This window comes from Acidovorax sp. 100, from assembly GCF_003688355.1.
Classification (GTDB): domain Bacteria; phylum Pseudomonadota; class Gammaproteobacteria; order Burkholderiales; family Burkholderiaceae_C; genus Acidovorax; species Acidovorax delafieldii.
On the sequence record NZ_REFD01000001.1, the window covers coordinates 3,392,419 to 3,417,245 of the forward strand.

25 protein-coding genes are annotated in these 24,827 nt (G+C 66.9%); 22 read left to right on the forward strand and 3 right to left on the reverse strand.

The genetic code is table 11. From position 1 onward, the window contains the following. Positions 1-3: 3 nt before the first annotated feature. Together C8C96_RS15695 and C8C96_RS15700 are read right to left on the reverse strand one after the other, a co-directional pair. On the reverse strand, positions 4-1,173 hold the full coding sequence (locus C8C96_RS15695) for an efflux RND transporter periplasmic adaptor subunit (protein WP_121942895.1): 1,170 nt from the start codon (positions 1,171-1,173) through the stop codon (positions 4-6). 2 nt (positions 1,174-1,175) lie between these two features. Then, complete coding sequence (locus C8C96_RS15700; RefSeq protein ID WP_116749892.1) at positions 1,176-1,922, reverse strand: TetR/AcrR family transcriptional regulator; 747 nt, start codon at positions 1,920-1,922, stop codon at positions 1,176-1,178. Positions 1,923-2,164: 242 nt separating this feature from the next. Here C8C96_RS15700 and C8C96_RS15705 point away from each other — a divergent pair, with 242 nt between their 5' ends. From C8C96_RS15705 to msrA, 15 genes are all read left to right on the forward strand, one after another. Then, the gene (locus tag C8C96_RS15705) at positions 2,165-2,977 is read left to right on the forward strand and encodes a GntR family transcriptional regulator (protein ID WP_199737480.1); all 813 of its coding nucleotides are present in this window, start codon (positions 2,165-2,167) and stop codon (positions 2,975-2,977) included. A gap of 47 nt (positions 2,978-3,024) precedes the next feature. Further along, positions 3,025-4,227, forward strand: coding sequence for an ABC transporter substrate-binding protein (locus tag C8C96_RS15710; RefSeq protein ID WP_121942896.1), 1,203 nt, complete (start codon positions 3,025-3,027; stop codon positions 4,225-4,227). A gap of 96 nt (positions 4,228-4,323) precedes the next feature. Continuing rightward, the gene (locus tag C8C96_RS15715; protein WP_056062878.1) at positions 4,324-5,196 is read left to right on the forward strand and encodes a branched-chain amino acid ABC transporter permease; all 873 of its coding nucleotides are present in this window, start codon (positions 4,324-4,326) and stop codon (positions 5,194-5,196) included. Then, positions 5,193-6,164, forward strand: a complete 972-nt coding sequence (locus tag C8C96_RS15720) for a branched-chain amino acid ABC transporter permease (RefSeq protein ID WP_056744784.1) — start codon at positions 5,193-5,195, stop codon at positions 6,162-6,164. The genes C8C96_RS15715 and C8C96_RS15720 overlap by 4 nt, the downstream gene beginning before the upstream one ends. Next, positions 6,154-6,915 (forward strand): ABC transporter ATP-binding protein, encoded by a 762-nt coding sequence (locus C8C96_RS15725; protein ID WP_121942897.1) that lies wholly within the window; start codon positions 6,154-6,156, stop codon positions 6,913-6,915. Before C8C96_RS15720 ends, C8C96_RS15725 begins: the two co-directional genes overlap by 11 nt. After that, positions 6,912-7,649: an ABC transporter ATP-binding protein gene (locus C8C96_RS15730; RefSeq protein ID WP_056744789.1), complete on the forward strand. Its 738-nt coding sequence runs from the start codon at positions 6,912-6,914 to the stop codon at positions 7,647-7,649. Before C8C96_RS15725 ends, C8C96_RS15730 begins: the two co-directional genes overlap by 4 nt. A gap of 84 nt (positions 7,650-7,733) precedes the next feature. Next, positions 7,734-8,696 (forward strand): tripartite tricarboxylate transporter substrate binding protein, encoded by a 963-nt coding sequence (locus C8C96_RS15735; protein WP_199737481.1) that lies wholly within the window; start codon positions 7,734-7,736, stop codon positions 8,694-8,696. Next, on the forward strand, positions 8,693-9,982 hold the full coding sequence (locus tag C8C96_RS15740) for a 3-isopropylmalate dehydratase large subunit (RefSeq protein WP_116749887.1): 1,290 nt from the start codon (positions 8,693-8,695) through the stop codon (positions 9,980-9,982). Before C8C96_RS15735 ends, C8C96_RS15740 begins: the two co-directional genes overlap by 4 nt. Positions 9,983-10,121: 139 nt before the next feature. After that, complete coding sequence (locus C8C96_RS15745) at positions 10,122-10,640, forward strand: 3-isopropylmalate dehydratase (RefSeq protein WP_121942898.1); 519 nt, start codon at positions 10,122-10,124, stop codon at positions 10,638-10,640. Continuing rightward, entirely contained in the window at positions 10,633-12,339 is a 1,707-nt protein-coding gene (locus tag C8C96_RS15750; protein WP_121942899.1) for a hydantoinase B/oxoprolinase family protein, read from the forward strand. The genes C8C96_RS15745 and C8C96_RS15750 overlap by 8 nt, the downstream gene beginning before the upstream one ends. Continuing rightward, positions 12,336-14,408, forward strand: coding sequence for a hydantoinase/oxoprolinase family protein (locus C8C96_RS15755; RefSeq protein ID WP_121942900.1), 2,073 nt, complete (start codon positions 12,336-12,338; stop codon positions 14,406-14,408). Before C8C96_RS15750 ends, C8C96_RS15755 begins: the two co-directional genes overlap by 4 nt. Next, positions 14,405-15,040 carry a cysteine hydrolase family protein gene (locus tag C8C96_RS15760; RefSeq protein ID WP_121942901.1) on the forward strand — a complete coding sequence of 212 codons (636 nt, stop codon included), beginning with the start codon at positions 14,405-14,407 and terminating at the stop codon, positions 15,038-15,040. The genes C8C96_RS15755 and C8C96_RS15760 overlap by 4 nt, the downstream gene beginning before the upstream one ends. A gap of 8 nt (positions 15,041-15,048) precedes the next feature. After that, the gene (locus tag C8C96_RS15765) at positions 15,049-16,461 is read left to right on the forward strand and encodes an FAD-dependent oxidoreductase (protein WP_121942902.1); all 1,413 of its coding nucleotides are present in this window, start codon (positions 15,049-15,051) and stop codon (positions 16,459-16,461) included. A gap of 4 nt (positions 16,462-16,465) precedes the next feature. Further along, a complete protein-coding gene (locus C8C96_RS15770; protein WP_121942903.1) occupies positions 16,466-17,329 on the forward strand; it encodes an oxaloacetate decarboxylase in 864 nt (287 codons plus the stop codon). Between the two features lie 102 nt (positions 17,330-17,431). Then, positions 17,432-17,974: a peptide-methionine (S)-S-oxide reductase MsrA gene (msrA, locus tag C8C96_RS15775; protein ID WP_121942904.1), complete on the forward strand. Its 543-nt coding sequence runs from the start codon at positions 17,432-17,434 to the stop codon at positions 17,972-17,974. A 22-nt stretch (positions 17,975-17,996) separates the two neighbouring features. Here the strand turns inward: msrA and C8C96_RS15780 are convergent, their stop codons facing one another. After that, positions 17,997-18,251, reverse strand: coding sequence for a hypothetical protein (locus tag C8C96_RS15780; RefSeq protein WP_121942905.1), 255 nt, complete (start codon positions 18,249-18,251; stop codon positions 17,997-17,999). A gap of 160 nt (positions 18,252-18,411) precedes the next feature. Here C8C96_RS15780 and C8C96_RS15785 point away from each other — a divergent pair, with 160 nt between their 5' ends. From C8C96_RS15785 to C8C96_RS15815, 7 genes are all read left to right on the forward strand, one after another. Then, a complete protein-coding gene (locus C8C96_RS15785) occupies positions 18,412-18,837 on the forward strand; it encodes a Fur family transcriptional regulator (RefSeq protein ID WP_121942906.1) in 426 nt (141 codons plus the stop codon). Then, positions 18,834-19,517: an ABC transporter ATP-binding protein gene (locus tag C8C96_RS15790; RefSeq protein WP_121942907.1), complete on the forward strand. Its 684-nt coding sequence runs from the start codon at positions 18,834-18,836 to the stop codon at positions 19,515-19,517. The genes C8C96_RS15785 and C8C96_RS15790 overlap by 4 nt, the downstream gene beginning before the upstream one ends. Beyond that, positions 19,514-20,752: an FtsX-like permease family protein gene (locus C8C96_RS15795; protein ID WP_121942908.1), complete on the forward strand. Its 1,239-nt coding sequence runs from the start codon at positions 19,514-19,516 to the stop codon at positions 20,750-20,752. Before C8C96_RS15790 ends, C8C96_RS15795 begins: the two co-directional genes overlap by 4 nt. Before the next feature lie 60 nt (positions 20,753-20,812). Continuing rightward, positions 20,813-21,064, forward strand: a complete 252-nt coding sequence (locus C8C96_RS15800) for a hypothetical protein (protein WP_056062836.1) — start codon at positions 20,813-20,815, stop codon at positions 21,062-21,064. A 41-nt stretch (positions 21,065-21,105) separates the two neighbouring features. After that, positions 21,106-21,735, forward strand: coding sequence for a DUF3299 domain-containing protein (locus tag C8C96_RS15805; RefSeq protein WP_121942909.1), 630 nt, complete (start codon positions 21,106-21,108; stop codon positions 21,733-21,735). 80 nt (positions 21,736-21,815) lie between these two features. Beyond that, complete coding sequence (locus C8C96_RS15810; RefSeq protein WP_121942910.1) at positions 21,816-22,253, forward strand: hypothetical protein; 438 nt, start codon at positions 21,816-21,818, stop codon at positions 22,251-22,253. Between the two features lie 314 nt (positions 22,254-22,567). Then, positions 22,568-24,679 carry a TonB-dependent receptor domain-containing protein gene (locus tag C8C96_RS15815; protein WP_121944046.1) on the forward strand — a complete coding sequence of 704 codons (2,112 nt, stop codon included), beginning with the start codon at positions 22,568-22,570 and terminating at the stop codon, positions 24,677-24,679. Positions 24,680-24,827: the final 148 nt, after the last annotated feature.

Here is a 24,827-nt window from a genome sequence, read left to right on the forward strand (position 1 = left end):
TGGTCAGGGCGCAGTGCGCGAGGCGGGAGCGGCTTGCGGCGCAGCAGTTGCCGCCGCCACGGGCGTGCCCTCGCGCAGCGAACCCATGCGGCCCGCAATGACCGTCGTGCCCACGGGTACGCCGTCCACCGCGACCAGGGTCTGCCCATTGACCACGGCGCGCGCTCCCGTCTGTACCGGCGCATAGGCCACGCGGCCCTCCTTGATCGTCTGGAGGTAGGGTGCCGGTTTGTCGGTGCGCACGGCATCCAATGGAACGGTCAGTACCTGCGCACTGCCCGTGGCCAGAAGGCCTTGCACAAACAGGCCCTGGCGCAGGCTGGCGTTGTGGGGGGCCTGGTCCACCCGCAAATAGACTGGCACGGTGCGGCTGCCCGCCTGGGCGCTGGGGTTGATGCGCACGACGGTGGCTTGTACCGGCGCCGAGGCGCCTTCGACCGTGAGCTGGGCCTTCTGACCCACACGCACGCCGACGGAGTCAGCCGGGGTGAGCAGGGCTTCGAGTTCCAGGCGGGAGAGGTCCACCACTTCGATGATGCGGGCGTCGATGGGCACCCGCTCTCCCGGCTGGGCCAGCCGCTGCGCCACCAGGCCGCTGATGGGGCTTTTGAGGACAGTGTCTTCCAGCGCCTTGCGGGCGACATCGGCGGCCGATACGGCGGCCTGGTAGCTGGATTGGGCCGCTTCCAGGCTGGCCTGCGAGGTGACAAGCGCCGTGGCAGAGATAAAGCCCTGGTCTACCAGTGCACGGTTGTTGTTGTACTGCCGCTGGTTGATGTCCACCTGCGATTTGGCTGCATCGGCCTGCTGCTGGGCCTGGCGCAGGCGTGCACGGGCTTCGGTCGGGTCGATGCGTGCCACTTCCTGTCCCGCCTTGACGCTGTCGCCCTCGCGCAAAGTCAGGCCCTGCAGCTCGCCGGCCACGCGTGCCTTGACCATGGCCGAGTCCACGGCACGCAACGATCCTGATACCGGTACCCCCAGCGAGAGTTGGGACGATTGCACGGTGATCACTTCGTCGGCCGCCAGCTGCAGCGGTGCCTCGGCCCGTTGTGTGGACGCCTCGGCCAAAGCCTTCTGCTGCGCCTGCCGCGCCGCCATGGCACGCCAGACACCGCCACCGAGCAGCACGACAACGACGGCCGCAGCCATCCAGGGAATCCAGCGTTTCATGGTCAGGGTGTGCGCGAGCGCGTGAAAGAAGGGGGAGGGGACGGCTTGTCAGACGGCAATGTGCCTGCTGCGCCGGAAGCTGCAGGCGCCTCCGGGCGCACACACAGGCCGTGCAGGATGTTGTCGATCTGCGTCTCGATGTATTGCTCAGGTGTCAGCTCCTGGGCATCAGGTACGCAGGCGCCCACTGAGTGCTTCCACATCATGAGGAAGATCATGGGGGCCAGCACCAGGTACACGGCGTAGTCGAGGTTCACGGGGCGGAATTCGCCCCGCGCAATGCCACGCTCCAGGATGCGGCGAATCAGCGCCTGGCCGGGCAGAATGACTTCGTGCTGGTAGAACTGCGCAATCTCGGGGAAGTTCTGTGCCTCGCTGAGCATGAGCTTGGTAATGCCTGAGGCCTTGGTGCACCCGATGCGTTCCCACCAGACCTGGTAGCAATAGCGCAGGACCTCGCTGGTGGTTCCCACAAAGGTCTCCAGCTCGCTGTTCCACTCGGCAAAGCGGCCGGCGATGTTTTCGCGCACCACCGCCTTGAAGAGCTCTTCCTTGCTGGGGAAGTACAGAAACAGCGTGCCCTTGGATACCCCTGCGCGCGCCGCCACCTCATCCACCCGTGTGGCGGCAAACCCTTTCTCGACAAACAGGTCGAGGGCAGCCTCCAGCAGCTCTCCCGGGCGGGCTTCCTTGCGGCGCTCGCGTTTGGTGCTGGTCGTGGCAGAGGAGGGTGGGGGGGGAGTGGTCAAACCGACTATTTTTAATGACTGACTGGTTAGTAATGTAGCCAGTGCCTGTGGGCGCGTCAATGCGGCTTTGTCACAAGCTGCCAAAAAGGCGCGCCGTTTCGCATTGCTGCGGTGCACATCTCTCCTTGCTGGCACGGTGGTTGCGTGCACTCGGTGCAGTGCACCGGTGCCGCAAATGTCTGCAGCAAGTCAAATTTCGCTCCTAAATGTCTTATTGACAGGACATTAGAACTATTCCTAATATGACCTCCATGCCGTCCAACAATCTGCCGCTCCCCAAGTACCACCAGATCTATCTGGTGCTGCGCGAGCAGTTGCAAGAGGGGCGGTTTGCCGATGGTCTGCCGGGCGAACTGGCGCTGATGCGGCAGTTCGCGGTGGCGCGTGTCACGGTGCGCCGCGCGCTGGAGCTGCTGGAAGGCGAGGGCATGATCTCCCGCGAGCCCGGCCGGGGCACCCGCCCTTTGGCTCCCGCCCCAGCCACCGCCAACGGCGCGGGCGGCGAGGGCGAAAGCAGCCGCGCGCATCTCACGGGTCTGCTGGAGAACCTGGTCAGCATGGGCCTGCGCACCTCCGTCAAGGTGCTGGATGTGGATACGGTCACAGCATCGCGTGCCGTGGCCGGTGCACTGAATATTGCAGTGGGCGACGCCGTGCAAAAGGCGGTCCGGGTGCGGAGCACCAAAGAGGGGCCGCTGTCGCACATCACCACCTATGTGCCCGCCGACATTGCCCGCCAGTTCGGACGGCGCGAGCTGGCGCGCAAGCCCATCCTGGTGCTGCTCGAAGAGTCGGGCGTCAAGGTGGGCCGCGCGCACCAGACCATCTCGGCCAAGCTGGCTGACGCTGTCGTGGCCCGGCACCTGGATGTCTCGGTGGGCTCGGCACTGCTGGCTGTGCGCCGTCTCATCTATGACGACCAGGAGCGCCCTGTGCAGTGGCTGCACGGCCTCTACCGGCCGGACCGCTACGAATACGAAATGCAGCTGTCCCGTGTGGGCAGCATCGACGCCAAGGTCTGGGTCAGCAAAGAGCTGTCGGCCCAGTTCCACTGAATCCGTTCCTCCAACCTCAACCCGACCCACCTGCCAGGAGAATGCCCATGAGTACTCGCCGCCATTTCATGTCCCAGTCGGCTGCCGCCGCGTCGGCGCTGGCCTTCCCACTGGTGGGCGGGGCGCAGGCCAAGTCCGTCAAGGTGGGGGTGCTGCACCCGGTGACCGGCGCACTGGCCTATTCGGGCCAGCAATGCCGCGAAGGCGCGCTGATGGCCATTGAAGACATCAACAAGGCTGGTGGCATCAAGGCTCTGGGCGGCGCCAAGCTCGAAGCCCTGCTGGGCGATGCGCAGTCACAGCCTCAGGCCGGTGCCGCCGAGGTCGAGAAGATGAATGAAGCGGGCGTGTCCGCCGTGGTGGGGGCGTTTGCCTCGGCCATCTGCCTGGCCACTACGCAGGCCGCCGCCAAGTACAACCTGCCGCACATCGTGGATGTGGGCGTGGCCGACCAGATTGTGGAGCGCGGCCTCAAGAACACCTTCCGCTTTGGCCCCGGCTACAAGAAGTGTGCCGAGACCGCTGTGGCCAACCTGCATGTGCTGAACACGGCGGCAGGCAAGCCCGCCAAAACAGTGATGATCATCCATGAAGAATCGCTGTTTGGCACCGGCACTGCACAGCTGCTGGCGCGTGAGCTGCCCGGCTACGGCTATGAGGTCAAGGAAGTCGTCAAGCACGCCAACCCCACGCGCGACTTCAACAACATCGTGCTGCGCATGAAGGCGATCAACCCCGACATCGTCATCCCCGCCAACTATTACAACGAGTACGCACTGCTGGTGCGCACCATGCAGCAACAAAAGGTCACGCCCAAGGCCATCTACTCGGTGCTGGGCGGCGCCGCGTCGAGCTACAAGTTCGTCAAGGAGTTTCCGGACGCTGCCAACGGCATCATCGACTGCAACCACTGGTTCAATCCCAAGGACAAGCGCGCGCAGGACCTGAAGAAGCGGGTCGAGGCCAAGGGCCTGTTCTTCAGCTACGAGCTGTTCATGACCTACACCTCGATGTGGCTGCTGGCCGATGCGCTGGAGCGCGCCAAGTCAATGGACCGTGCCGCCCTCATCGACGCACTGGAAAAGAGCACCTTTGCCGATCACATCATGCCGTACGGCCCGACCAAATTCGTCAATGGACAGAACCAGGGTGCCCAGCCGCTCATGACCCAGGTGCTGAACAAGGACATCAAGGTCATCATCCCGCGTGACTACCGCGAAGCGGACCCGCTCTTCCCGCTGAAGGCCTGACACCCACCACTTTTCGGCCCTGAATGCAGGGGCTGCGGGGCGCTCCCACGCGGAGCGCCAGGCCGCGCCTTTGCCTGAACGCCGGACTCCACACCCATGTTCGAGCTCAGCATCCTCTTTCCCTCCCTCCTGAACGGCCTGACGACGGGCGCGGTCTATGCCCTGATTGCGCTCGGGCTCACGCTGATCTACGGCGTGCTGCACATCATCAACTTCGCGCATGGCGCGTCGCTGATGTTGGCGCTGTACGCCGTGTACCTGCTCAAGCAGCACTTCGGGCTCGACCCCTACCTGGCGCTGCCCATCCTGGTGCCTGGCATGTTCGCCCTGGGCTATGGCCTGCAGCGCCTGGTGATCAACCGCGCCAGCCACGGCAAGGACGAGAACATCCTGCTGGTCACGCTGGGCATCTCCATCGTGATGGAGAACCTCGCTCTGCTGTTCTTCAAGTCCGACACGCGCACCATCGAAACGGCCTACACGCTGACCACCGTCGCTGTAGGCCCCGCCATGATTGCGCTCCCGAAGCTGGTGGCCTTTGCCGGGGCGCTGGTGGTGTCGGGTGTGTTGCTCTGGATCGTCGGCAAGACGGACCTGGGCCGCGCCATCCGTGCCGTGGCCAAGGAAAAGCATGGCGCCAAGCTCATGGGCATCAACGTGGACCACGTGTACGCGATGAGCTTTGGCATCGGCCTGGCTTGCCTGGGGGCGGCCGCGTGTTTTCTGCTACCGGCTTACTACGTGAATCCGCAGGTGGGCAGCGGCTTTGTGCTGGTGGCTTTCACCATCGTGGTGCTGGGCGGCATGGGCAGCTTTAGTGGCGCGCTGGTGGGAGGGCTGCTGATTGGGGTGGTGGAGTCGCTGGGCGGCCTGTATCTGGGCGAATCGCTGGGGCAGATCGGCATCTTTGCCATCTTCATCGCGGTGTTGCTGTTCCGCCCGCAGGGCTTGTTTGGAGCCAAGGCATGAAGCAACTCTGGACCATTGGAGTGTTCGCGGCCATCGTGGCGGCCGTGACGGGCGTGTCGGACTCCGGCGTGCTGCTCAACTTCGTGATGATGGCGCTCTACGCTGCCTTGCTGGCCCAGGCCTGGAACATTCTGGGCGGCTTTGGCGGGCAGTTCTCGTTTGGCCATGCACTGTTCTTTGGCACGGGCGCCTACATACAGGCTATTGCGCAGATGCAAGGCGGCATCAACCCCTGGGTGGCCTTGCCCATGGCCGTGGCGGGCAGTGCGCTGGTGGGGTTGTTCGTGGGCGGGCTGTCGTTCCGCTACGGGCTCAAGGGTTCGTACTTTGCGCTGGTCACGCTGGCCTTTGCCGAGGTGTTCCGCATCCTGGCGCTGTCGGTGCCGTTCACCGGGGCGGGTGTGGGCCTGATGCTGCCGCTCAAGGAGTCGCTGGGCAACATGCAGTTCGGCTCGCGCAAAGGCTATGTGTTTCTGATCCTGGCGCTGGTCACGCTGGCGCTGCTGGTGAGCTGGTGGCTGAAGAACTCGCGCTTTGGTGCCTGGCTGCAGGCCGTGCGCGACAACGAAGACGCGGCGCGCGCCATTGGCGTGAATCCTTTCAACGTGAAGATGGGCGCCATCGCACTGTCGGGCGGTTTCATGGGCGCAGCCGGTGCGTTTTATGTGCAGGTGTTCCAGTACATCGACCCGGGCATTGCCTACGGCTCCGTCACATCGGTAGAGGCCCTGGTGGCCGCCATCGTGGGCGGCATCGGCACCGTTTGGGGGCCCGTGCTGGGCGCCCTGGTGCTGCACATCCTGGCCGACATCACGCGCAACCTGTTCGGGCAGCTGCCGGGCATCAACATGGTGATCTACGGCGTGGTGCTGGTGCTCATCGTGATGTTCCTGCCACGTGGTATCGCAGGCATTGGGCAGTCGGTGGTGGCGGTGTGGAAACGTTCGGGAGGCCGCCATGGCCAATGACCTGTTGCAGCTCAGTGGCCTGAGCAAATCCTTCGGCGGCCTGAAAGCCGTGCAAAACGTGAGCCTGGCGGTGCCAGAAGGTTCGTTAACGGCGCTGATTGGCCCCAATGGCGCAGGCAAGACCACGCTGTTTGCCCTGATGTCGGGCTTTGTGCGGCCCGACGCAGGCACGGTGCGCTTCGCAGGCCAGGACATCACCGGCCAGGCGCCCCACCTCAATGCCCGGCTGGGGATGACGCGTACCTTCCAGATCGTGCAGCCGTTTGCGGCACAAACCGTGCGTGAAAACATTGCCGTGGGCGCGCACCTGAAGGAGCCCAACCGCCGCGCGGCGCTGGCATTGGCGAGCGACGTGGCCGCCCGCGTGGGCCTTTCGCCCCAGCTGGACAAGCCCGCAGCCGACCTCACGGTGGCGGGCCGCAAGCGGCTGGAGCTGGCGCGCGCGCTGGCGACACAACCGCGCCTGCTGCTGCTCGATGAAGTGCTCGCGGGCCTCAACCCCCAGGAGATTGCCGAGATGATTCCCGTGGTGCGCGGCATCGCCGATGGTGGCGTGACCGTGTTGATGATCGAGCACGTGATGCAAGCCGTGATGAACCTGGCCGAGCATGTGTGGGTGCTGGCGCAGGGCCAGTTGATTGCCGAGGGCAGCCCGGGCGTGGTGACGTCCGACGAGCGCGTGATCGAGGCCTACCTGGGCCACGGCACGGCGGCGCGCCTGCGTGCCGCTGCCGCGAAGGAGGCCGCATGAGCAGCGCCGTCCCATCGTCCGCATCCAGCCCCTTGCTCAGCGTGGCGGGCTTGCGCGGCGGCTACGGCCGCGTCGAGGTCCTGCGGGGCGTGGACCTGCAAGTCCAGCCCGGCGAGACCGTGGCCCTGCTGGGCAGCAACGGCGCGGGCAAATCCACCTTCAACAACGTCGTGTGTGGCATTTACAAGGCCTGGGACGGTACTGTCGCTTTTGGCGGTGCGGACCTGAGCGGCGCGCACTACACCGAGGTCGTCAAGGCCGGGCTGATCCAGGTGCCCGAAGGGCGCAAGATTTTTCCCAACCTCAGCGTGCTCGAAAACCTCGCGCTGGGCAGCTTCACCCGCGCACGGGAGCGCCGGGCCGACAACATTGACAAGGTGTTTGCCACCTTTCCACGCCTGAAGGAGCGCACCACCCAGCTCGCGGGCACCATGAGCGGCGGCGAGCAGCAGATGCTGGCCATTGGCCGGGGCCTGATGGCCGAGCCGCGCCTGCTGATCCTGGACGAGCCCTCGCTGGGCCTGTCGCCCCTGCTGGTCGAGGAGATGTTCGGCCTGATTCGCCAGCTGCGTGCCACCGGGCTGGCGGTGTTGCTGGTCGAGCAGAACGTGGGCCAGTCGCTGGAGATTGCGGACCGTGCCTACGTGATGGAAAACGGCAGCATCCGCTTTTCCGGCGCGCCCGACGAACTGCTGCGCAGCGACGACCTGCGCCGCGCCTATCTGGGCCTTTGAATCCCATGCTCCTCGCCCATGCCATCCCGTTTGACCAAGGCACGGTGATGCCTGCTCTGTGACCGAAGAAGGAGACACCACACCATGATCCAACGCCGCAGAATCCTCCAAGCGCTCGCCCCTGTGTCGGCCGTGCTGATGGATGGGCGGGCCTTTGCCCAGTCCACACCCATCCGCATCCTGGTCGGCGCCCCGGCCGGCGGCTCCACCGACACCCTGGCGCGCACCCTGTCCATCGAAATGGGCCGCCTGCTGGGCCGCACCGTGATTGTCGAGAACCGGCCCGGTGCGGGCGGCAACATTGCTGCCGACGCGGTGGCCAAAGCCGCACCCGATGGCAACACGCTGCTCATGAGCTTCACCAGCCATGCCATCAACGCCAGCCTCTATCCCTCGCTGCCGTTCGACCCTGTCAAGGACTTCACCCCGCTGACCTGTGTGGCCACCTCGCCCTCGGTGCTGGTGGCCCACCCCTCGCTGCCTGCCAAAGATGTGCGTGAGCTGATCGCACTGGCCAAGGCCAAGCCTGGCAAGCTCAACTTTGCGATTGGCGCGGTGGGTTCATCGCTGCATCTGGCGGGCGATGCCTTCAAGATGCAGTCGGGCGCCTACATCGTCAACATTCCGTACCGGGGCACTGCGCCCGCGTTGCAGGATGTGCTGGCCGGGCAGGTCGACCTGATGTTCGCCGCTGTCGGCAATGCACAGGCGCAGATTCGCGCGGGCAAGCTCAAGGCGTTGGGCGTGACCAGTGCCAAGCGCCTGCCCGCCTTTCCGGATGTGCCTGCGATTGCCGAGGTGCTGCCGGGCTACGAATCCAGCGCCTGGTTTGGCCTGTTTGGCCCGGGGCAGATGAACCCCGATCTGGCCAAGCGCCTGAGCGATGCCGCACGCCAGGCCATTGCCACCCCCGACGTGAAAAAGCGGCTGGAGCTGGAGGGCGCCGTGCCAGTGGGCAACAGCCCGGACGAGTTTGCGCGTTTTGTGCAGGCCGAAATCCCGCGCTGGGCCAAGGTGGTGAAGTTTGCCGGAGCCAAACCCGAATGACCGCCACCCCTGATGTTGTGGCCAGCACCCTGGCCCAGAAGCTGGTGGCCCGCGCCAGCGGCCGCGCCAGCGTCACACCCGGTGAAATCGTGAACTGCCGGGTGGATCTCGCCATGTTCCACGACTCGTCCGGCCCCCGGCGCCTCAAGCCCATGCTCGACGAACTGGGCGCGCAGATCTGGGACAAATCGCGCGTGGTCCTTGTCATGGACCACTACCTGCCAGAGCGTGACGAAGAATCCCGCCGCATCGTGCGCATCGCCCGCGACTGGGCGCGCGAGCAGGCTTTGCCCCATGTGTATGACGGCCAGGGCATCTGCCATGTGGTGGTGCCCCAGCACGGCCACATCCGGCCCGGCATGTTCTGCGTGGGCGGCGACTCGCATTCGCCCACAGGCGGTGCATTCGGTGCCTACATGTTTGGCATCGGCAGCACCGAAATGCTGGGCGTGGTGGTGACCGGCGAAATCTGGCTGCGCGTGCCCCACACCCTGCAGATGCATTGGAGCGGGCAGCTGGCCCCCGGTGTGACCGCCAAGGACATGATGCTGCACATGATTGGCCGCTTTGGCATGAACGGCGGCCAGTACCAGGCCGTGGAGTTTGCCGGCCCCGCCGTGCAGGCTCTGGGCATGCAGGAGCGCATGACGCTCTCGAACATGAGCGCCGAGCTGGGCGCCCAGGCCGGGCTGATTGCCCCCGACGCCACCACACGCGAGTGGTTGCGAGCGGCGGGCGTGCCCGACGCAGACCTTCAGGGGCTGGATGCGTGGCGCACGGATGAAGGCGCAGCCCTCACGCGCCACACCTTCGACGCCACCACGCTCACGCCGCAGGTCGCTGCGCCCCACAGCCCGGCCAACTCCGCACCTGTGGCGCAGCACGCAGGGCAGGGCATCGACGTGGCCTACATCGGCGCCTGCACGGGCGCCAAGCTGGACGACCTGCGCGCTGCCGCCTCGGTGCTGCGCGGCAAACGCGTGGCCAGTGGAGTGCGCCTGATGGTGGCCCCTGCCAGCCAGCAGGACCAGGCCGCCGCGCGCGACGAGGGCGTGCTGCAGGTGCTGCAGGACGCAGGGGCCGAACTGTTCCCTACCACTTGCGGTGCCTGCGCAGGCTATGGCGACACGGTGGGCGATAACACCACCGTCATCTCCAGCACCGCCCGCAACTTCAAGGGCCGCATGGGCTCGGCCACCGCGCAGGTGTATCTGGCGTCGCCGTACACCGTGGCGGCATCGGCCGTGCGCGGTTGCATCACCGACCCCCGCGAGGTACTCGCATGAGCATGATTCACCCCCTGAGTCGCTTCGCGCCTTCCCCCTCGCTCGCTGCGCGGGAGGGGGACGCCACCGGTGGCCTGGCAAAGCCAGTTCCACGGTGGCACTGGTCTGGGCTTTGCCGGTTTCATACACCGCGCGTTGGATGAACGACATGACGAATATTCACAGGGTATGGAGCCTTGGCGCTGACATCGACACCGATGTGCTCGCCCCCGGCCATGCCATGAAGCACGGCCTGGACGTGCTGGCGCGCCACTGCCTCGAATCGGTGCGACCCGATTTCGTGGGCGGCGTGCGCAAGGGCGACGTGATCGTGGCTGGGCCCAACTTCGGCATTGGCTCCTCGCGCGAGCAGGCGGCCGCCGTGCTGGTGCGGCTGGGCATTGTGGCGGTCATCGCGCCGTCGTTCAGCGGTCTCTACTTTCGCAACGCCTTCAACCTGGGCCTGCTGCTGCTGACCTGCGCCGAGGCCGATGCACTGGGTGCGCTGGGTGACGGCGATGCCGTCACGCTCGACTGGCAGGCGCCCGCCGTCATCACCCCCCAGGGCCGTGCGCTGGCCTGCGACCCGATTCCCCCGTTTCTCATGGACATGGTGCGCGCTGGCGGTCTGCTGAACCAGTTGCGCACCCGCTTTGGCAAGGAGGCCCTCAATGGCTGAACACAACACCACCACCGCACCGCCCTCGATGGACCCCGTCACCCTGGCCGTCTTGCGCGGCCGCCTGGAGCAGATCGCCGACGAGATGGACGCCACGCTATACCGCAGCGCGTTCAACCCCATCATTGCCGAGGCACACGACGCCTGCCACGGCCTCTATGACGCCATCAGTGGCGATACGCTGGTGCAGGGCAAATCGGGCCTGCCCGTGTTTGTGGGGGCGATGGCTTTCGCCGTGCGCGCTGCCATGCGGGCAGCGGGCGAGCGCGGTGGCATCACGGCGGGCGACACCTGGCTGTTCAACGACCCCTACGAGGGTGGCACCCACGCCAACGACTTCAAGCTGGTGCGGCCCTTCTTTCGCGGTGGCAAGCTGTACTGCTTTCTGGCATCGGCGGCACACTGGCACGATGTGGGCGGCAACGTGCCCGGCAACTACAACCCGGCCGCCACCGAATGCTGGCAGGAGGCCGTGCAGATCCCGCCCGTGCGCATCGTGCGCGGCGGCGTATTCGACGACGATGTGCTCGCCATCCTCAAGGCCAACACCCGCCTGCCCGACAGCCTGTGGGGCGACCTGAACGGCCAGCTGGCCGCCCTGGACCTGGGCGAGCGCCGCCTGCACGACCTGCTGGACCAGTATGGCGACGCCCTGGTGCAGCAGGCCATGGGCGAGCTGCGCACGCGCGCCGTCAAGCTCATGCAGTCGCACATCGCGGCGCTGCCCGACGGGCGCTACAGCTTCAGCGACATCCTGGACAACGACGGCGTGAAGGATGAGGCGTTGACCATAGCCCTAGACATGACGGTGCAGGGCGAGCGTCTCACGCTCGACTTCTCGCGCACCTCGCCGCAATGCGCCGGGCCCGTCAACATTTCGCGCGCAACAGCGATTGCGGCCTGCTACGTGGCGCTCAAGCACCTGTTCCCCGATGTACCCGCCAACGCCGGCGTACTCGACGCGGTGGACTTTGTGCTGCCCGACGGCCTGGTCATCAGCGCCGCCCGCCCACGCCCCGTGGGTGGCTACACCGAAACCATCCTGCGCATGATCGACGTGATCTTCAGCGCCACAGCGCAGGCCGACCCCAAGCGCGCCATGGCCCAGGCCTACGGCACGATCAACGCACTGTCCATCGCCGGGCTGCGCACCGACGCCGCGCGCAAGGGCCAGCGATGGGTCATGTTCAGCTTCTTTGGCGGCGGCCACGGCGGGCACAGCGATGGCGACGGCCTGAGCCACGGCAATGCGCCCATCTCCACCGCCACCATCCCGCCGCTCGAAATTCTGGAGGCTGCGTACCCCGTGCGCTTCACGCAATGGGCGCTGCGCCCTGATTCGGGCGGTGATGGCGAGCACCGGGGCGGCCTGGGTGCGATCTATGAAATCGAGCTGCTGGAGCACGACGCCGAGGTCTTCATCTTTGGCGAGCGCGGCAAGGCTGCACCCCAAGGCATTTCGGGCGGTGGCGCTGGTTCCATGAACGTCTTCAGCTATGAAAACAATAGTGAATGGAAGCAGCCATCCATGCGCTCCAAGATGATCGGCATCCGCCTGAAGCACGGCGAGCGCGTGCGGCTGGAAACCCCCGGTGGCGGTGGCTACGGTGTACCGGCCGCACGGGCCGCAGCAGCGCGTGATAAGGATTTGGCGATGGGCTACGTCACTGCCCCCGCCACAGCGAAAGGCAAGGCATGAGCAGCGGCAAGGTTTCGGATCAGGCTTCGTATGTGGTGGGTGTGGACGTGGGCGGCACGTTCACCGACCTGTTTGTACTGGACGAGCGCGATGGCAGCGCCCGCATCGTCAAGGTGCCCAGCACCCGGGGCGAGGAGGCGCGAGGTTTCATGAACGGCGTGGCGCGTGTGGCCGATTCGGCCGCGCAGATCGCCACCATCGTGCACGGCACCACCGTGGGTACCAATGCGCTGCTGGAGCGCAAGGTGGCACGCACCGGCATCATCACCACCCGCGGCTTTCGCGATGTGCTGGAGATGCGCCGCCGCGACCGGCCGCAGACCTGGGGCCTGCGCGGCAGCTTCGAGCCCATCGTGCCGCGCAACCTGCGCCTGGAGGCGGACGAGCGCGTATTGGCCGACGGCACAGTGCACACACCGGTGGATGTGGAGCAGGTCAAAGCCCAAGCGCGCGCGCTGCTGGAGGCGGGCTGCGAGGCGGTCTGCGTGTTCTTCATCAATACCTACGCCAACCCCGCCAACGAGCAGGCCGCCGTCGCCGCCGTGCGCAGCGTGTGGCCCAACCCACATGTGACGGCCGCCAGCGAGGTGCTGCCAGAAATCCGCGAGTTCGAGCGCTGCTCCACCGCCACGCTCAACGCCGCCCTGCAGCCCGTGGTGGGCAGCTACCTGGAGCGGCTGGAGGGCGACCTGCGCACGCAGGGCTTTGACGGCGAGCTGCTCATCGTGCAAAGCAACGGCGGCGTGATGTCGCGCCAGACGGCCTGCGATGTGCCGGTGCGCACCGCGCTCTCGGGCCCGGCGGCGGGCGTGATTGCCTGCGCGGCCATTGCGCGTGCGGCAGGCTTCCCCGATGTGATCACCGGCGACATGGGCGGCACCTCGTTCGACGTGTCGCTGGTGGCCAAGGGCGAGGCGGCCTTGGCCGCACAGACGGCCATTGAATTTGGCATGGTCGTGCGCTCGCCCATGATCCAGATCGAGACCATTGGCGCGGGTGGTGGCTCGATTGCCTCGGTGGACGCCAGCGGCATGCTGCAGGTGGGCCCCGAGTCGGCCGGCAGCATCCCCGGCCCGGCCTGCTATGGCCGGGGCAACACCCGGCCCACGGTCACCGATGCCAACGTGCTGCTGGGCCGTATCGCCGCCGACCGGCCCCTGGGTGGCGGCCTGCTGGCCGCCATGGACGCGCAAAAGTCGCGCGACGCCATCGAGACCCATGTGGCCCAACCCCTGGGCCTGGATGTGATGGCAGCCGCCGAAGCCATCCTCACGGTGGCCAACGCCAAGATGGCGGGCGCTGTGCGCGTGGTGTCCATCGAGCGCGGGCACGACCCGCGCCAGTTTGCCTACATGCCCTTTGGCGGCGGCGGCGCACTGCATGTGTGCGCCATGATGCGCGAGGTAGGCGTGGGAACGGGCATCGTGCCGCGCTACCCCGGCGTCACCTCCGCCCTGGGCTGTGTGATGGCTGACATGCGCCACGACGCGGTGCAGACGCTGAACAAACCCCTGGTCGACCTGGACGTGGCCGACCTGCGCCAGCGCGTGGCCACACTCGCAGCCACCTGCCAGCAGCGCCTGGATTCAGCGGGCGTGAAGTTTGTCGAAGTGCAGGAAATCATTGCGCTCGACATGCTCTACGCCGGGCAGACCCACACCGTGCAGGTGCCCGTAGCAGCCGACGCGCTGAGCCACGAGGGCATCCGCGCCGCGTTCGAAACCGCCTACCGCGCCGCTTTTGGCCGTGTGCTTGACGGCATTGCCGTGCGGGTGATGAACCTGCGCTACGCCCGCGTGGGCGTGCGCCCCAAGTTCGACCTGACGGTGCTGGCACCGCAGACCACTACCGTGAACCCGTCGCTGGGCGTGCAGCGTGTGTTCCACGCTGGCCGCTGGTGGGACGCCGTGCGCCACGCACGGCTGGACCTGCCCGTTGGCACCCGCGTCGACGGCCCGGCCATCCTGGAGCAGCCCGACACCACGGTGTGGCTGGAGCCTGGCTTCAGCGCCACGGTGGACCCGCTGGGCAATCTGCTGGTGCGGGCCGACGGAGAGGGCGCAGCATGAGCCACGGCGCACCTAACCTGAGCATCAACCCGCGCCACACGGCGCTGGTCATCATCGACCTGCAAAACGACTTTTTGGCCCCGGACGGCGCCTACGCGCGCGGTGGCGCGGTGAGCGCTGCCGCCCAGGCCTTGCCACCCCGGGTGGCAGCGGTGGCCAAGGCACTCAAGGCGGCGGGCGGCATGGTGGTGGGCAGCCAGTTCACCCTGTGGCCTGACGCGCAGGGCGAGCCCATGGTCTCGCCCCACCTCAAGGCTCTGCGCCCGTTTCTGCGGCGCGGCGACTTTGCGCCCGGCAGCACAGGCCAGGCCCATGTGGCCGAGATCGCACCGTGGGTGGACGTGTCGGTGTGCAAGGTGGCGTATTCGGCTTTCTTCAACACCCAGCTCGACTGGGTGCTGCGCCGCGCAGGCATCACCACCGTGGCGGTGTGTGGCATCGTCACCAACGGGGGCGTGGCCAGCACGGTGCGCGATGCGCACATGCGCGACTACCAGACGCTGGTGTTGTCCGACGGCTGCGCGGCCTTCAAGCAGGAGGTGCACGACACCTCGCTGGCCGACATGGCCAACGTGGCGCAGGTGCTTACCTGCGCCGACTTTGTTGCCGCTGTGGCCGCCCCTTCCGCATGAATGCGCCCATGAGCACACCCCGCATCTGCCATGCCGAGCACATGCCCGGCACCGTGGCGCAGGACGCACATGTGCCAGTAATCATCGTGGGCGGCGGCGCCTGTGGCCTCACGGCGGCGCTAATGCTGCACGACGCCGGTGTGGACTGCGCGGTGCTGGAGCGCGATGCCACCCCGCTGGGCTCGTCGGCCCTCTCATCCGGCTTTATCCCCGCGCCCGGCACGCAGGCGCAGCGCGCGGCGGGCATTGATGACAGCCCGGAGCGGTTTGCTGCCGACATCAGCGCCAAGGCCAAGGGCAGGGCAGCGCCCCATTTGGTGCAGGCCTATGCCCAGGCCATCGGCCCGGCGCTCGATGCACTGCAAGCGCGCCATGGCCTGCAGTGGCAGGTGCTCGATGGATTTTTGTACCCCGGCCACAGCGTGCGCCGCATGCACGCCACGCCCGAGAAAACCGGCGTGGGCCTGATGGGCCGCCTGGCCAACGCGGTGACGGCGGTCGACATCCCGCTGATCACCGAAGCCGCCGTGCGCGAGCTGTGGGTCAATGCCCAGCAGCGCGTGATCGGCGTGGGCTACGAGCGGCCTGATGGCACCCTGGAGCACCTGGCCTGCGACGCACTCATCCTGGCCTGCAACGGCTTTGGCGGCAACCCGTCCATGGTGCGCGAGCTGCTGCCCGAGATGCGCGATGCGCTGTTCGCCGGCCACACCGGCAACGACGGCAGCGCCATCGCCTGGGGCCAGGCGCTGGGCGCACGGCTGGCGGACCTGGGCGGCTACCAGGGCCACGGCTCCTGGGCCATTCCGCAGGGCGCGCTGATCTCGTGGGCGCTGATGATGGAAGGCGGCATCCAGGTCAATGCGCTGGGCGAGCGCTTTCACGACGAGACACAGGGCTACTCCGAGGCGTCGGTGCATGTGCTGGCGCAACCGGGCAGCGTGGCGTGGAATGTGTTCGATGCGCCCATCCTCGCATTGGCGCGCAGCTTTCCGGACTTTGTCGATGCCGAGGCAGCGGGTGCAGTAAAGCACTGTGACAGCGTGCAGGCGCTGGCGGCATTGATCGGCTGCGAAGAATCAAAATTGATAGCAACCCTGGAAAGTACCACTGGCGCTAGCGGCCAGAACGACCACAACCGACGTGTGTTTGCCCGCCCATTGCAGGCGCCGTTCTGCGCGGTCAAGGTGACCGGCGCGCTGTTCCATACCCAGGGCGGGCTGGACATCGACGCCCAGTGCCGTGTGCTGAGGCAGGACGGCCAGCCTTTTCCCAATCTGTTGGCTGCAGGCGGCGCGGCCCGTGGCGTGTCGGGCGATGCGGTGTGGGGTTATCTCTCCGGCAACGGCCTGCTCAGCGCCGTGGCCGGTGGCTACATCGCTGCGAACACGGCGGCCGGGCTGAACCGTCAGAAAGTGTGAAGACATGACCCCTTCATCGTTCAAAGAACGCCTCCATGAACCCCGCACCATCCTGGCCCCCGGCGTCTACGACGCCCTGAGCGCCCTGGTGGCCGAGCAGGCGGGCTTCGAGGCGCTGTACCTCTCAGGCGCATCGATTGCCTACACCCGCCTGGGCCGCTCCGACGTGGGCCTGACCACCTACACCGAGGTGGAAGACACCCTGGCACGCATCACCGAGCGCGTACGCACGCCGGTCATCGTCGATGCCGACACCGGCTTTGGCAACGCACTCAACACCCAGCGCACCGTGCGCGGCTTTGAGCGTGCGGGCGCCGCCATGGTGCAGATCGAGGACCAAGGTTTTCCCAAGCGCTGCGGCCACCTGGACGGCAAGTCGGTGGTGCCGGTGGGCGAGATGTGCGGCAAGCTCAAGGCCGCGCTGGACGCACGCCGCAGCGCCCACACCCTGATCCTGGCCCGCACTGACGCGCTGGCCGTCGAGGGCATCGCCGCCGCATTTGACCGCGCCGAGGCGTACCTGGAATGTGGTGTGGACGCGCTGTTCATCGAAGCCCTGCGCACCCCCGAGCAGATGGACGCGGCCTGCCAGCGCTTTGCCCACCGCACACCGCTGCTGGCCAACATGGTCGAAGGCGGCAAGACACCGATCCAGAGCGCGGCCGAGCTGCAGCAGCGCGGCTTTCGCATCGTGATCTTTCCCGGCGGCACCGCCCGCGCCGTGGCGCACACGCTGCAGGGCTACTACGCCAGCCTGCATGCGCACCAGACCACGGCGCCGTTCAAGGACCAGATGATGGACTTTGACGGCCTGAATGCACTGATCGGCACGCACGAGCTGATGGCACAGGGTCGCCAGTACGAGTAGCCCCCCAAGGGGTAAAGGCCAATGCCCCCGCCCGCACTGCGGCGGGTGAGGGCGCGTACCATGCCGTGAACGTTTTTCCCCCGAAACTGCATGGAGACCCACATGGCCCACAACCCACAAACCATCACCCTGGGCGGCGGCTGCTTTTGGTGCACCGAAGCCGTGTTCGACCGCGTGCGCGGCGTCACCGATGTGGAAAGCGGCTACACCAACGGCCATACCATCAACCCCACGTACGAGCAGATCTGCCAGGGCGACACCGGCCATGCCGAGGTGGTGCGGCTGACGTTCGATGCCGACGAGATCAGCCTGGAAGAGATCCTGGAAATCTTCTTCCACACCCACGACCCGACCACGCTCAACCGCCAGGGCAATGACGTGGGCACGCAGTACCGCAGCGGCATCTACTACGATAACCCCGAGCACGGCGAAATCGCCAACACCATGATCCGCCAGATGTCGCAAGACAAACTGTTTGGCGCGCCCATCACCACCGAGGTGAAGCCGCTGCAGAACTACAGTACGGCCGAGGCCTACCACCAGGACTACTTTGCCAACCACCCCAACGCGGGTTACTGCGCGTTTGTGGTGGGGCCGAAGGTGGAGAAGTTCAGGAAGACGTTTGCGAAGTACCTGAAGGCTTGAGACGTCGCGACATCAAACGCTGTCACGCCTCTTCAACAGTAATCTCCGTGGCATACCGAAGCAACCATTGAATCGTCCTTTTCAGCGCCACTGCTGCCATGCTCTCGTGCGACAAATGGTCGCAAATGAGCAAGCCTTCAGGCACCGCTGTCACGCTGACATGGTTTGGAGCATCCGCAGGCAAGCGTTCAAAAATCTGGGATATCCCTGCGTCTGCGTGCTTGGCGACGGTGTCTCGGAATTCGTTTGGCACTTTCAACGTGTATTCGTAGCCCATTGCAGAACCCTTTGTATGGAGTCCTGATCGTAGAGGGACGCGAATTGAATGGGCATAATGCAACCTGATTGCGTTAAAAGCGCTACAAGCCAACGCAGCTCTTATGCCTATTGCACCCTCTTCAACCCCTCACAGCCGACCTTGGGCACTCCCTCCGGGCATGCGCGCCACTCGCGCCACGCGAGCGTTGGCGGCAGTGTACGAAGCCCGGCCGGACGCAGCCCTGTCAGAGCCCGAGGTTGAAGCGGCCTTAGCTGCAGCGGGCGTTGCGGTCAACAAGGTCACGGTCTACCGCATGCTCGATCGTTTTGCCGCCGCCGGCCTGCTGCACAAGCAGGTGGATGCCGCCCGCGTGACGCGGTATGCGCTGGCGCCGCAGGGGGAGGAGGGCGCTGCACCGCGGTTTGAATGCGACGACTGCCACCGCCAGTTCCGCCTGTCGCAGGGTTCGGCCAAGGTGCAGACCGCCCTCAAGCAGGTGCTGCAGGCGCTGGCAACCGCAGGACACGAGAGCCTGGCGGTGGACATTGCAGTGCACGGGCGCTGTGCCGACTGCGCGCACCCGGCAGAGGGCGCTGCCGCATGATCCGCACCCGGGGGCTTTCCTACACCTATGCCACGGGTGGCGCCGCGCCGCTGCGCTTTCCGGATGTGGACCTGCGCCAAGGCGGCACGCTGCTGCTGCGCGGGCGCTCGGGCACGGGCAAGTCCACCTGGCTGTCGCTGCTGGCCGGGTTGCGCGGTGCCAGTGGCGGCGACCTGTTTGTGGCGGGCACCCAGCTGGGCACGCAGCGGGGGGCCGAGATCGATGCCTGGCGCGCGCGCACCATTGGCTTCTTGCCGCAAAAGCTGTACCTCAGCAGCGCACTCACCGTGGCGGACAACCTGGCGCTGGCGTACTTTGCAGCCGGGCTGCCGCGTGACGATGCGGCCATTCACCGCGCACTCACCCAAGTGGGCGTGGCCGAACTGGCCGCCCGCAAACCGCACCAGCTCTCCGGTGGGCAGGCGCAGCGCGTGGCTCTGGCGCGGGCCGTGCTGCTGGCGCCGCAGGTGCTGCTGGCTGACGAGCCCACGGCCAGTCTGGACGACGAGGCGGCGGCCGATGCATTGGCCCTGCTGCAGCACAGCGCCGCTGCCTGCGATGCCAGCCTGGTGATTGCCACGCATGACCAGCGTGTGGTGTCCGCCCTGGCAGGTGTCCAGACCCTCAATTTGAATGAAATCGGCACGGAGCGCCGGTTGAATATGCCTGAGCAGCTATGAATTCAGGAGTATTCAAACTCGCCCGCCTGTCCTGGCGATACCTGTGGTCCCGCCCGCTGGCCGCCGTGCTCAACCTGCTGGTGCTCACGCTGGGCCTGGCCGCCATCACTTTGGTGCTGCTGGTGGCCACACAGCTCGACAAGGCGTTTGAGCGCGACCTGAGTGGCATCGACCTGGTGGTGGGCGCCAAGGGCAGCCCGCTGCAGCTGATCCTGGCGGGTGTGTTCCACATCGACGTGCCCACGGGCAACATCCCGCTGCAAGAGGTGCAGGCGCTGCAGAAAAACCCGCTGGTGGCGCAGGTCTTCCCGCTGAGCCTGGGCGACAGCTACCAGGGCTTTCGCATCGTGGGCACCACGCCCGACTACGTGGCGCACTATGAGGCCCAGTTGGCCGAAGGCGCGCTATGGCAGCAGCCCATGGACGCGGTGCTGGGCGCCAGCGTGGCGCGGGGCATTGTCAAAGCCAGCCATCAAGGCGCGCCGCTGGTGGGGGCCACCTTCATTGGCAGCCACGGCCTGGGTGGAGGAGGGCACACCCATGGCAACCACCCCTACCGTGTGAGCGGCGTGCTGGCGCCCTGCGGCTGTGTGCTGGACCGATTGATCCTGACCAGCACCGAATCCGTCTGGATGGTGCACGAGACCGCCACGGCCAACGATGCCGAGGACCTGGAAATCATGAAGGAAGAGCGTGAGGTGACCGTGGCCCTGGTGCGCTACCGCACGCCCATGGCGGCCATCACGCTGCCACGCCTGATCAACGGCGGCACCTCGATGCAGGCGGCGGCGCCTGCCATCGAGGTCACGCGCCTGCTGCGCCTGCTGGGCGTGGGTGCCGATGTGCTGCGCGCCTTTGGCGGCGTGCTGCTGGCCGTGGCCGCGCTCAGCGTGTTCATCGCGCTGTGGAATGCCGTGCGCGAGCGCCGCGCCGACCTGGCCATGCTGCGCATGCTGGGCGCGCCGCCGGGCCGGGTGGCCGGGCTGGTGCTATGGGAGGCGCTGTGGCTGGCCGCGCTCGCGTCCATCCTGGGGCTGCTGCTGGGCCACGGCCTGGCGCAGGCCTTGGGCTGGGCGTTACAGGCGCAGGGCTTGCTGCCGGTGACGGGCTGGATCTGGTTGCCCGCCGAAGCCGGGGTGCCGCTGCTGGCCGCAGGCGTTGCGGCCTTGGCGGCGCTGCTGCCCGCCATGCAGGCCTACCGCACCGATGTGGCCGACTTGTTGAGCCAGCCCTGATGCGGCCCCCGAGTTCCGACCTCCATAAACCCTCTAGCTACTCAACCTGAAAGTCTTTCCATGAAAAAACTTTTCGCTGCTCTCGCCCTGGCCCCCATGCTGCTCGCCGGTGCCCTGGCCCACGCGCAAGCCCACAACGACAAGGACACCCAGGAAGACGTCGCCCGCCACCGTGCCATGGCTGCCGCCCACGAGGCCGCCGCCAAGTGCCTGGAGTCCGGCAAGGGCCACGACCAGTGCCAGAAAGACCTGCAGGCGGCGTGCAAGAACCTGGCCATTGGAAAATACTGCGGCATGAAACATGCACACTGAGCGCCTGTTTTTTTGATGCTCGTTCGCCCGGAGTCCCCGCCATGTCCTGCACCTTGAAACCCTTGCCCATCCCCGGCCTGATGGCTCGCGTGGCTTGTCTGGCCGCCACGCTGGTTCTGGCAAGCGGTGCGCACGCGCAGCAAGGCAGCGCCACCAAGCCCGCGCCGGGCGCTTTTGAGCGCGCCAAGGAAGGCGCGGCCGCAGCGCCAGTGCTGTCGTCGCCCCTGCCTGCGGGCGCTGGCACCGTCGTGCCATCGGGGTCGGGTGCGGGCTACCACAGCCCCAACAGCCCGATTGCCCCGCTGCCCCAGCGCAACGACGTGGTGCCCTGGTCAGTGCTGACCGACCTGAGCAAAAAGACCACCAAGGACGGCATCCTGCCCGTGTTCAACGACGCCCAGAAGGGCATGGACAAGACCACGCAGCGCATTCAGGGCTTCATGGTGCCGCTGGACGCCAAGCCGACGCAGACGCACTTCATCCTCACCTCCGTGCCGCTGACCTGCTCGTTCTGCACGCCGGGCGGGCCCGAGAGCATGGTCGAGGTCAAGGCCAAGACACCTGTGCGCTATTCGCTGGAGCCCGTGGTGGTGGAAGGCAAGTTCACCGTGCTCCCCAATGATCAATATGGCCTGTACTACCGCGTGGTGGACGCGGTGCCGGTGAAATAATCCACGGCTTTTGCCGCTGCAGCCCCTGCCGCACTCCCTTAACCTTTTGGCCTGACGTGACCCGCGCTTTCCTTCGCCCTTTGCACCTGCCGTCCGCCGCGCTGCGCGGCGCAGCGGTGCGGCGCGTGGCGTTGGCGTGGCTGCTGCTGGCATTGGTGGTGGTGCCCACGCTGGGTCGGCTGCACCAGGTGGTGCACGGCGGCGCGCTGGACCAGGCGCATGCCGGGCTGCTGGCCGCGCCCTCTTCGTTGCCCGGGCAGCCGGCGTGGGACCCGGCCCCCACTGCGCGACTCGCTGCCACACCCGGCCACGGTCTGTGGCTGCCCTATCTGCTGGCCCACCACGCGCCGGTGGACTGCCTGTTGCTCGACCAGCTGGCGCTGGGCGACGCATTGCATGCCGCCCCGCTGGCGCTGCCTGCGGCCGATGCGCCGCTGCCGCCGCCCGTGCATGCGGCAGGGCGGGCGAGCACACCCCACATTGCGCTGTTCCACGCGCGCGGCCCACCGGCCGCCTGACGCGCAGCGCACCTCCAGCCCCACCTTCTCAGCCGGCGTACCCGCTGTGTGCCTTGCAGGGCAACGCGGCGGTGTTGTGCCTGCTGGCGCAGGGCGCGGTATGCAAGCCGCTGTATGCAGGCCGATTTGGCAGCTGCCAGCGGCCGTACCACGGCGCGCCGCCCATCATTACTCCTGTTTTCATAGCTGCTAGCGCATATTTCACTAGCGCTTGCAGCGGTTTTATTCATCAACCCGCGCCCAGGGCGCGGGTCGGCATGCGCAGGCGCGTTGGCACCGCCAGCGCCGCGCATGCCTTGTTGCAGGCCACCACCATGACCCACACCTTTTCTACCCACCGCTTTGCTTCCCGCCGTGCACGCCCGGCGCTCCACCCTGTGGCCCTGGCGACCCTGCTGGCTCTGTCTGGCACCAGCGTTGCCACCCAGGCGCAGACTGCACCCGCGCCCGCTGCGGCGGCTGACGCTGTACCCAGTCTGCCCGCAGTCACCGTGTCGGCCAGCGGCCTGCAACTGGGCGCCAGCGACATGACCACCCCCGCCACTGTGCTGGAAGGGGATGAACTGGTGCGCCGCCGCGAGGCCACACTGGGCGAAACGCTGAACAGCGAGCCCGGCATCACCAGCAGCCACTTTGGTGCGGGCGCCAGCCGGCCCATCATCCGCGGCATGGACGGCCCGCGCGTCAAGGTGCTGAGCGACGGCGCCGAGCTGCACGACGCCTCCACCATCAGCCCCGACCACGCCGTGGTGTCCGAGCCGCTGCTGGCCACGCAGATCGAGGTGCTGCGTGGCCCCTCGGCCCTGGTCTATGGCAACGGCGCCGTGGGCGGCGTGGTCAACGTGCTGGACGGCAAGGTGCCCACCGCCATTCCGCAAAAGGGTTACGAAGGCAGCGCCGAGCTGCGCGCCAACTCGGGGGCGGGCGAGGGCGCCGGGGCCTTTTCGCTGACGGGAGGGGCGGGCAATCTGGCCGTGCATGTGGAAGGCGTGGCGCGGGATGCGGGCGACTACCGCGTGGGCAAGGGCTGGTCGGGCGGCAGCAAGGTGCTGGGCAGCTTCAACCGCACGGAAACTGGCAGCGTGGGCCTGTCGTGGGTGGGCGACCAGGGCTACCTGGGTGCGGCCTACACCCGCCAGACCGCCAAGTACGGTCTGCCCGGCCACAACCACAGCTTTGACGGCTGCCACACCCATGGCGACCACCTGCACTGCGGCGCCCACGCGGACGACGAAGCCGACGGCCATGACCACGACGCCGCCGCAGGCGATGTGCCGGTGGTGGACCTGCGCAGCGAGCGCTTTGACGTGCGGGGCGAGCTGCGCAACCCGTTTGCGGGCTTCTCGGCCCTGCGGCTGCGTGCGGGTGTCACCGACTACAAACACGACGAGGTCGAAGACGGCGCCATCAGCACCACCTTCAAGAACAAGGCCTACGACACGCGTGTCGAGCTGCAGCACGAGCCCATCGGCGGCTTCAAGGGCGTGATCGGCCTGCAGACCTCGCAGCGCAAGTTCAGCGCCGAGGGCGAGGAGGCTTATGTGCAGCCCACTGTGACCCGCAAGGCGGGCCTTTTCGTGCTGGAGGAGTACCGCTGGAACGACTGGCGCTTTGAAGCCGCCCTGCGCCACGACCGCCAGACGGCCGAGGCCCAGACCAGTGGCATCGAGCGCAGCCACAACGGCACCTCGGCGTCGCTGGGCGCGGTGTGGAAGTTCACGCCGGGCTACCAGGTGGGCACCTCGTTCACCCGCGCCAGCCGCGCCCCGTCGGCCGAAGAGCTGTACGCCCAGGGCCTGCACATGGCCACCAGCACGTACGAACGCGGCAATGCCGACCTGCGCTCCGAAATCTCGCAGAACATCGATGTGAGCCTGAAGAAGACCAGCGGCGACACCACCTTCGGCGTGAGCGTGTTCCGCAACCGTATCCAGAACTACATCTATGGCCGCACCCTGGACGAGCTGGACGGCCTGCAACTGCTGCAGTACAGCCAGGCCGACGCCACCTTCACCGGCATCGAAGGCCAGGTGCGCCAGCGCCTCACACGCAATCTGGGCATCACCCTGTTTGGCGACACCGTGCGCGCCAGGCTGGACGGTGGCGGCCTGCTGCCGCGCATCCCGGCCACCCGCGCCGGTGTGCGGCTGGACGCCAACTGGCAGGCCTGGGAAGGCCAGGTGGAATGGGTGCAGGTGGCCCGCCAGAACCGGGTGGCCGACTTTGAAACCGCCACGCCCGGCTACGGCATGCTGAACCTCGGCGTGAGCTACAACGGCCAGTTCAGCAGCGGCACCCCCTGGCAGGTGTACCTGAAGGCCAACAACCTGACGGACCGCCTGGCGTACGCGCACACCTCGTTCATCAAGAACGCAGCGCCGCTGATGGGGCGCAATCTGACGGTGGGGGTGAAGGTGGCGTTCTGACGGGTGATGCCGTCGTGATGTGAGCGAGCCAGCGGCGGGGGAGGGCGTTGCTGGCTTGCACACCTCCCGGCCCCAAACCACCCAAATCACCGAGTCCAAAGGTGACTTGGATGCATGCCATACTCGCTTTGACGTGGTTGATTTTTCG

Bases quoted from the DNA above. Each gene is read 5' to 3' on its own strand.
- C8C96_RS15755 (WP_121942900.1), top strand. From the start codon at position 12,336: ATGAGCAGCGGCAAGGTTTCGGATCAGGCTTCGTATGTGGTGGGTGTG.
- C8C96_RS15730 (WP_056744789.1), top strand. From the start codon at position 6,912: ATGAGCAGCGCCGTCCCATCGTCCGCATCCAGCCCCTTGCTCAGCGTG.
- C8C96_RS15815 (WP_121944046.1), top strand. From the start codon at position 22,568: ATGACCCACACCTTTTCTACCCACCGCTTTGCTTCCCGCCGTGCACGC.
- C8C96_RS15800 (WP_056062836.1), top strand. From the start codon at position 20,813: ATGAAAAAACTTTTCGCTGCTCTCGCCCTGGCCCCCATGCTGCTCGCC.
- C8C96_RS15740 (WP_116749887.1), top strand. From the start codon at position 8,693: ATGACCGCCACCCCTGATGTTGTGGCCAGCACCCTGGCCCAGAAGCTG.
- C8C96_RS15805 (WP_121942909.1), top strand. From the start codon at position 21,106: ATGTCCTGCACCTTGAAACCCTTGCCCATCCCCGGCCTGATGGCTCGC.
- C8C96_RS15710 (WP_121942896.1), top strand. From the start codon at position 3,025: ATGAGTACTCGCCGCCATTTCATGTCCCAGTCGGCTGCCGCCGCGTCG.
- msrA (WP_121942904.1), top strand. From the start codon at position 17,432: ATGGCCCACAACCCACAAACCATCACCCTGGGCGGCGGCTGCTTTTGG.
- C8C96_RS15750 (WP_121942899.1), top strand. From the start codon at position 10,633: ATGGCTGAACACAACACCACCACCGCACCGCCCTCGATGGACCCCGTC.
- C8C96_RS15760 (WP_121942901.1), top strand. From the start codon at position 14,405: ATGAGCCACGGCGCACCTAACCTGAGCATCAACCCGCGCCACACGGCG.
- C8C96_RS15795 (WP_121942908.1), top strand. From the start codon at position 19,514: ATGAATTCAGGAGTATTCAAACTCGCCCGCCTGTCCTGGCGATACCTG.
- C8C96_RS15765 (WP_121942902.1), top strand. From the start codon at position 15,049: ATGAGCACACCCCGCATCTGCCATGCCGAGCACATGCCCGGCACCGTG.
- C8C96_RS15785 (WP_121942906.1), top strand. From the start codon at position 18,412: ATGCGCGCCACTCGCGCCACGCGAGCGTTGGCGGCAGTGTACGAAGCC.
- C8C96_RS15705 (WP_199737480.1), top strand. From the start codon at position 2,165: ATGACCTCCATGCCGTCCAACAATCTGCCGCTCCCCAAGTACCACCAG.
- C8C96_RS15725 (WP_121942897.1), top strand. From the start codon at position 6,154: ATGGCCAATGACCTGTTGCAGCTCAGTGGCCTGAGCAAATCCTTCGGC.
- C8C96_RS15745 (WP_121942898.1), top strand. From the start codon at position 10,122: ATGAACGACATGACGAATATTCACAGGGTATGGAGCCTTGGCGCTGAC.
- C8C96_RS15695 (WP_121942895.1), bottom strand. From the start codon at position 1,173: ATGAAACGCTGGATTCCCTGGATGGCTGCGGCCGTCGTTGTCGTGCTG.
- C8C96_RS15790 (WP_121942907.1), top strand. From the start codon at position 18,834: ATGATCCGCACCCGGGGGCTTTCCTACACCTATGCCACGGGTGGCGCC.
- C8C96_RS15715 (WP_056062878.1), top strand. From the start codon at position 4,324: ATGTTCGAGCTCAGCATCCTCTTTCCCTCCCTCCTGAACGGCCTGACG.
- C8C96_RS15735 (WP_199737481.1), top strand. From the start codon at position 7,734: ATGATCCAACGCCGCAGAATCCTCCAAGCGCTCGCCCCTGTGTCGGCC.
- C8C96_RS15770 (WP_121942903.1), top strand. From the start codon at position 16,466: ATGACCCCTTCATCGTTCAAAGAACGCCTCCATGAACCCCGCACCATC.
- C8C96_RS15780 (WP_121942905.1), bottom strand. From the start codon at position 18,251: ATGGGCTACGAATACACGTTGAAAGTGCCAAACGAATTCCGAGACACC.
- C8C96_RS15720 (WP_056744784.1), top strand. From the start codon at position 5,193: ATGAAGCAACTCTGGACCATTGGAGTGTTCGCGGCCATCGTGGCGGCC.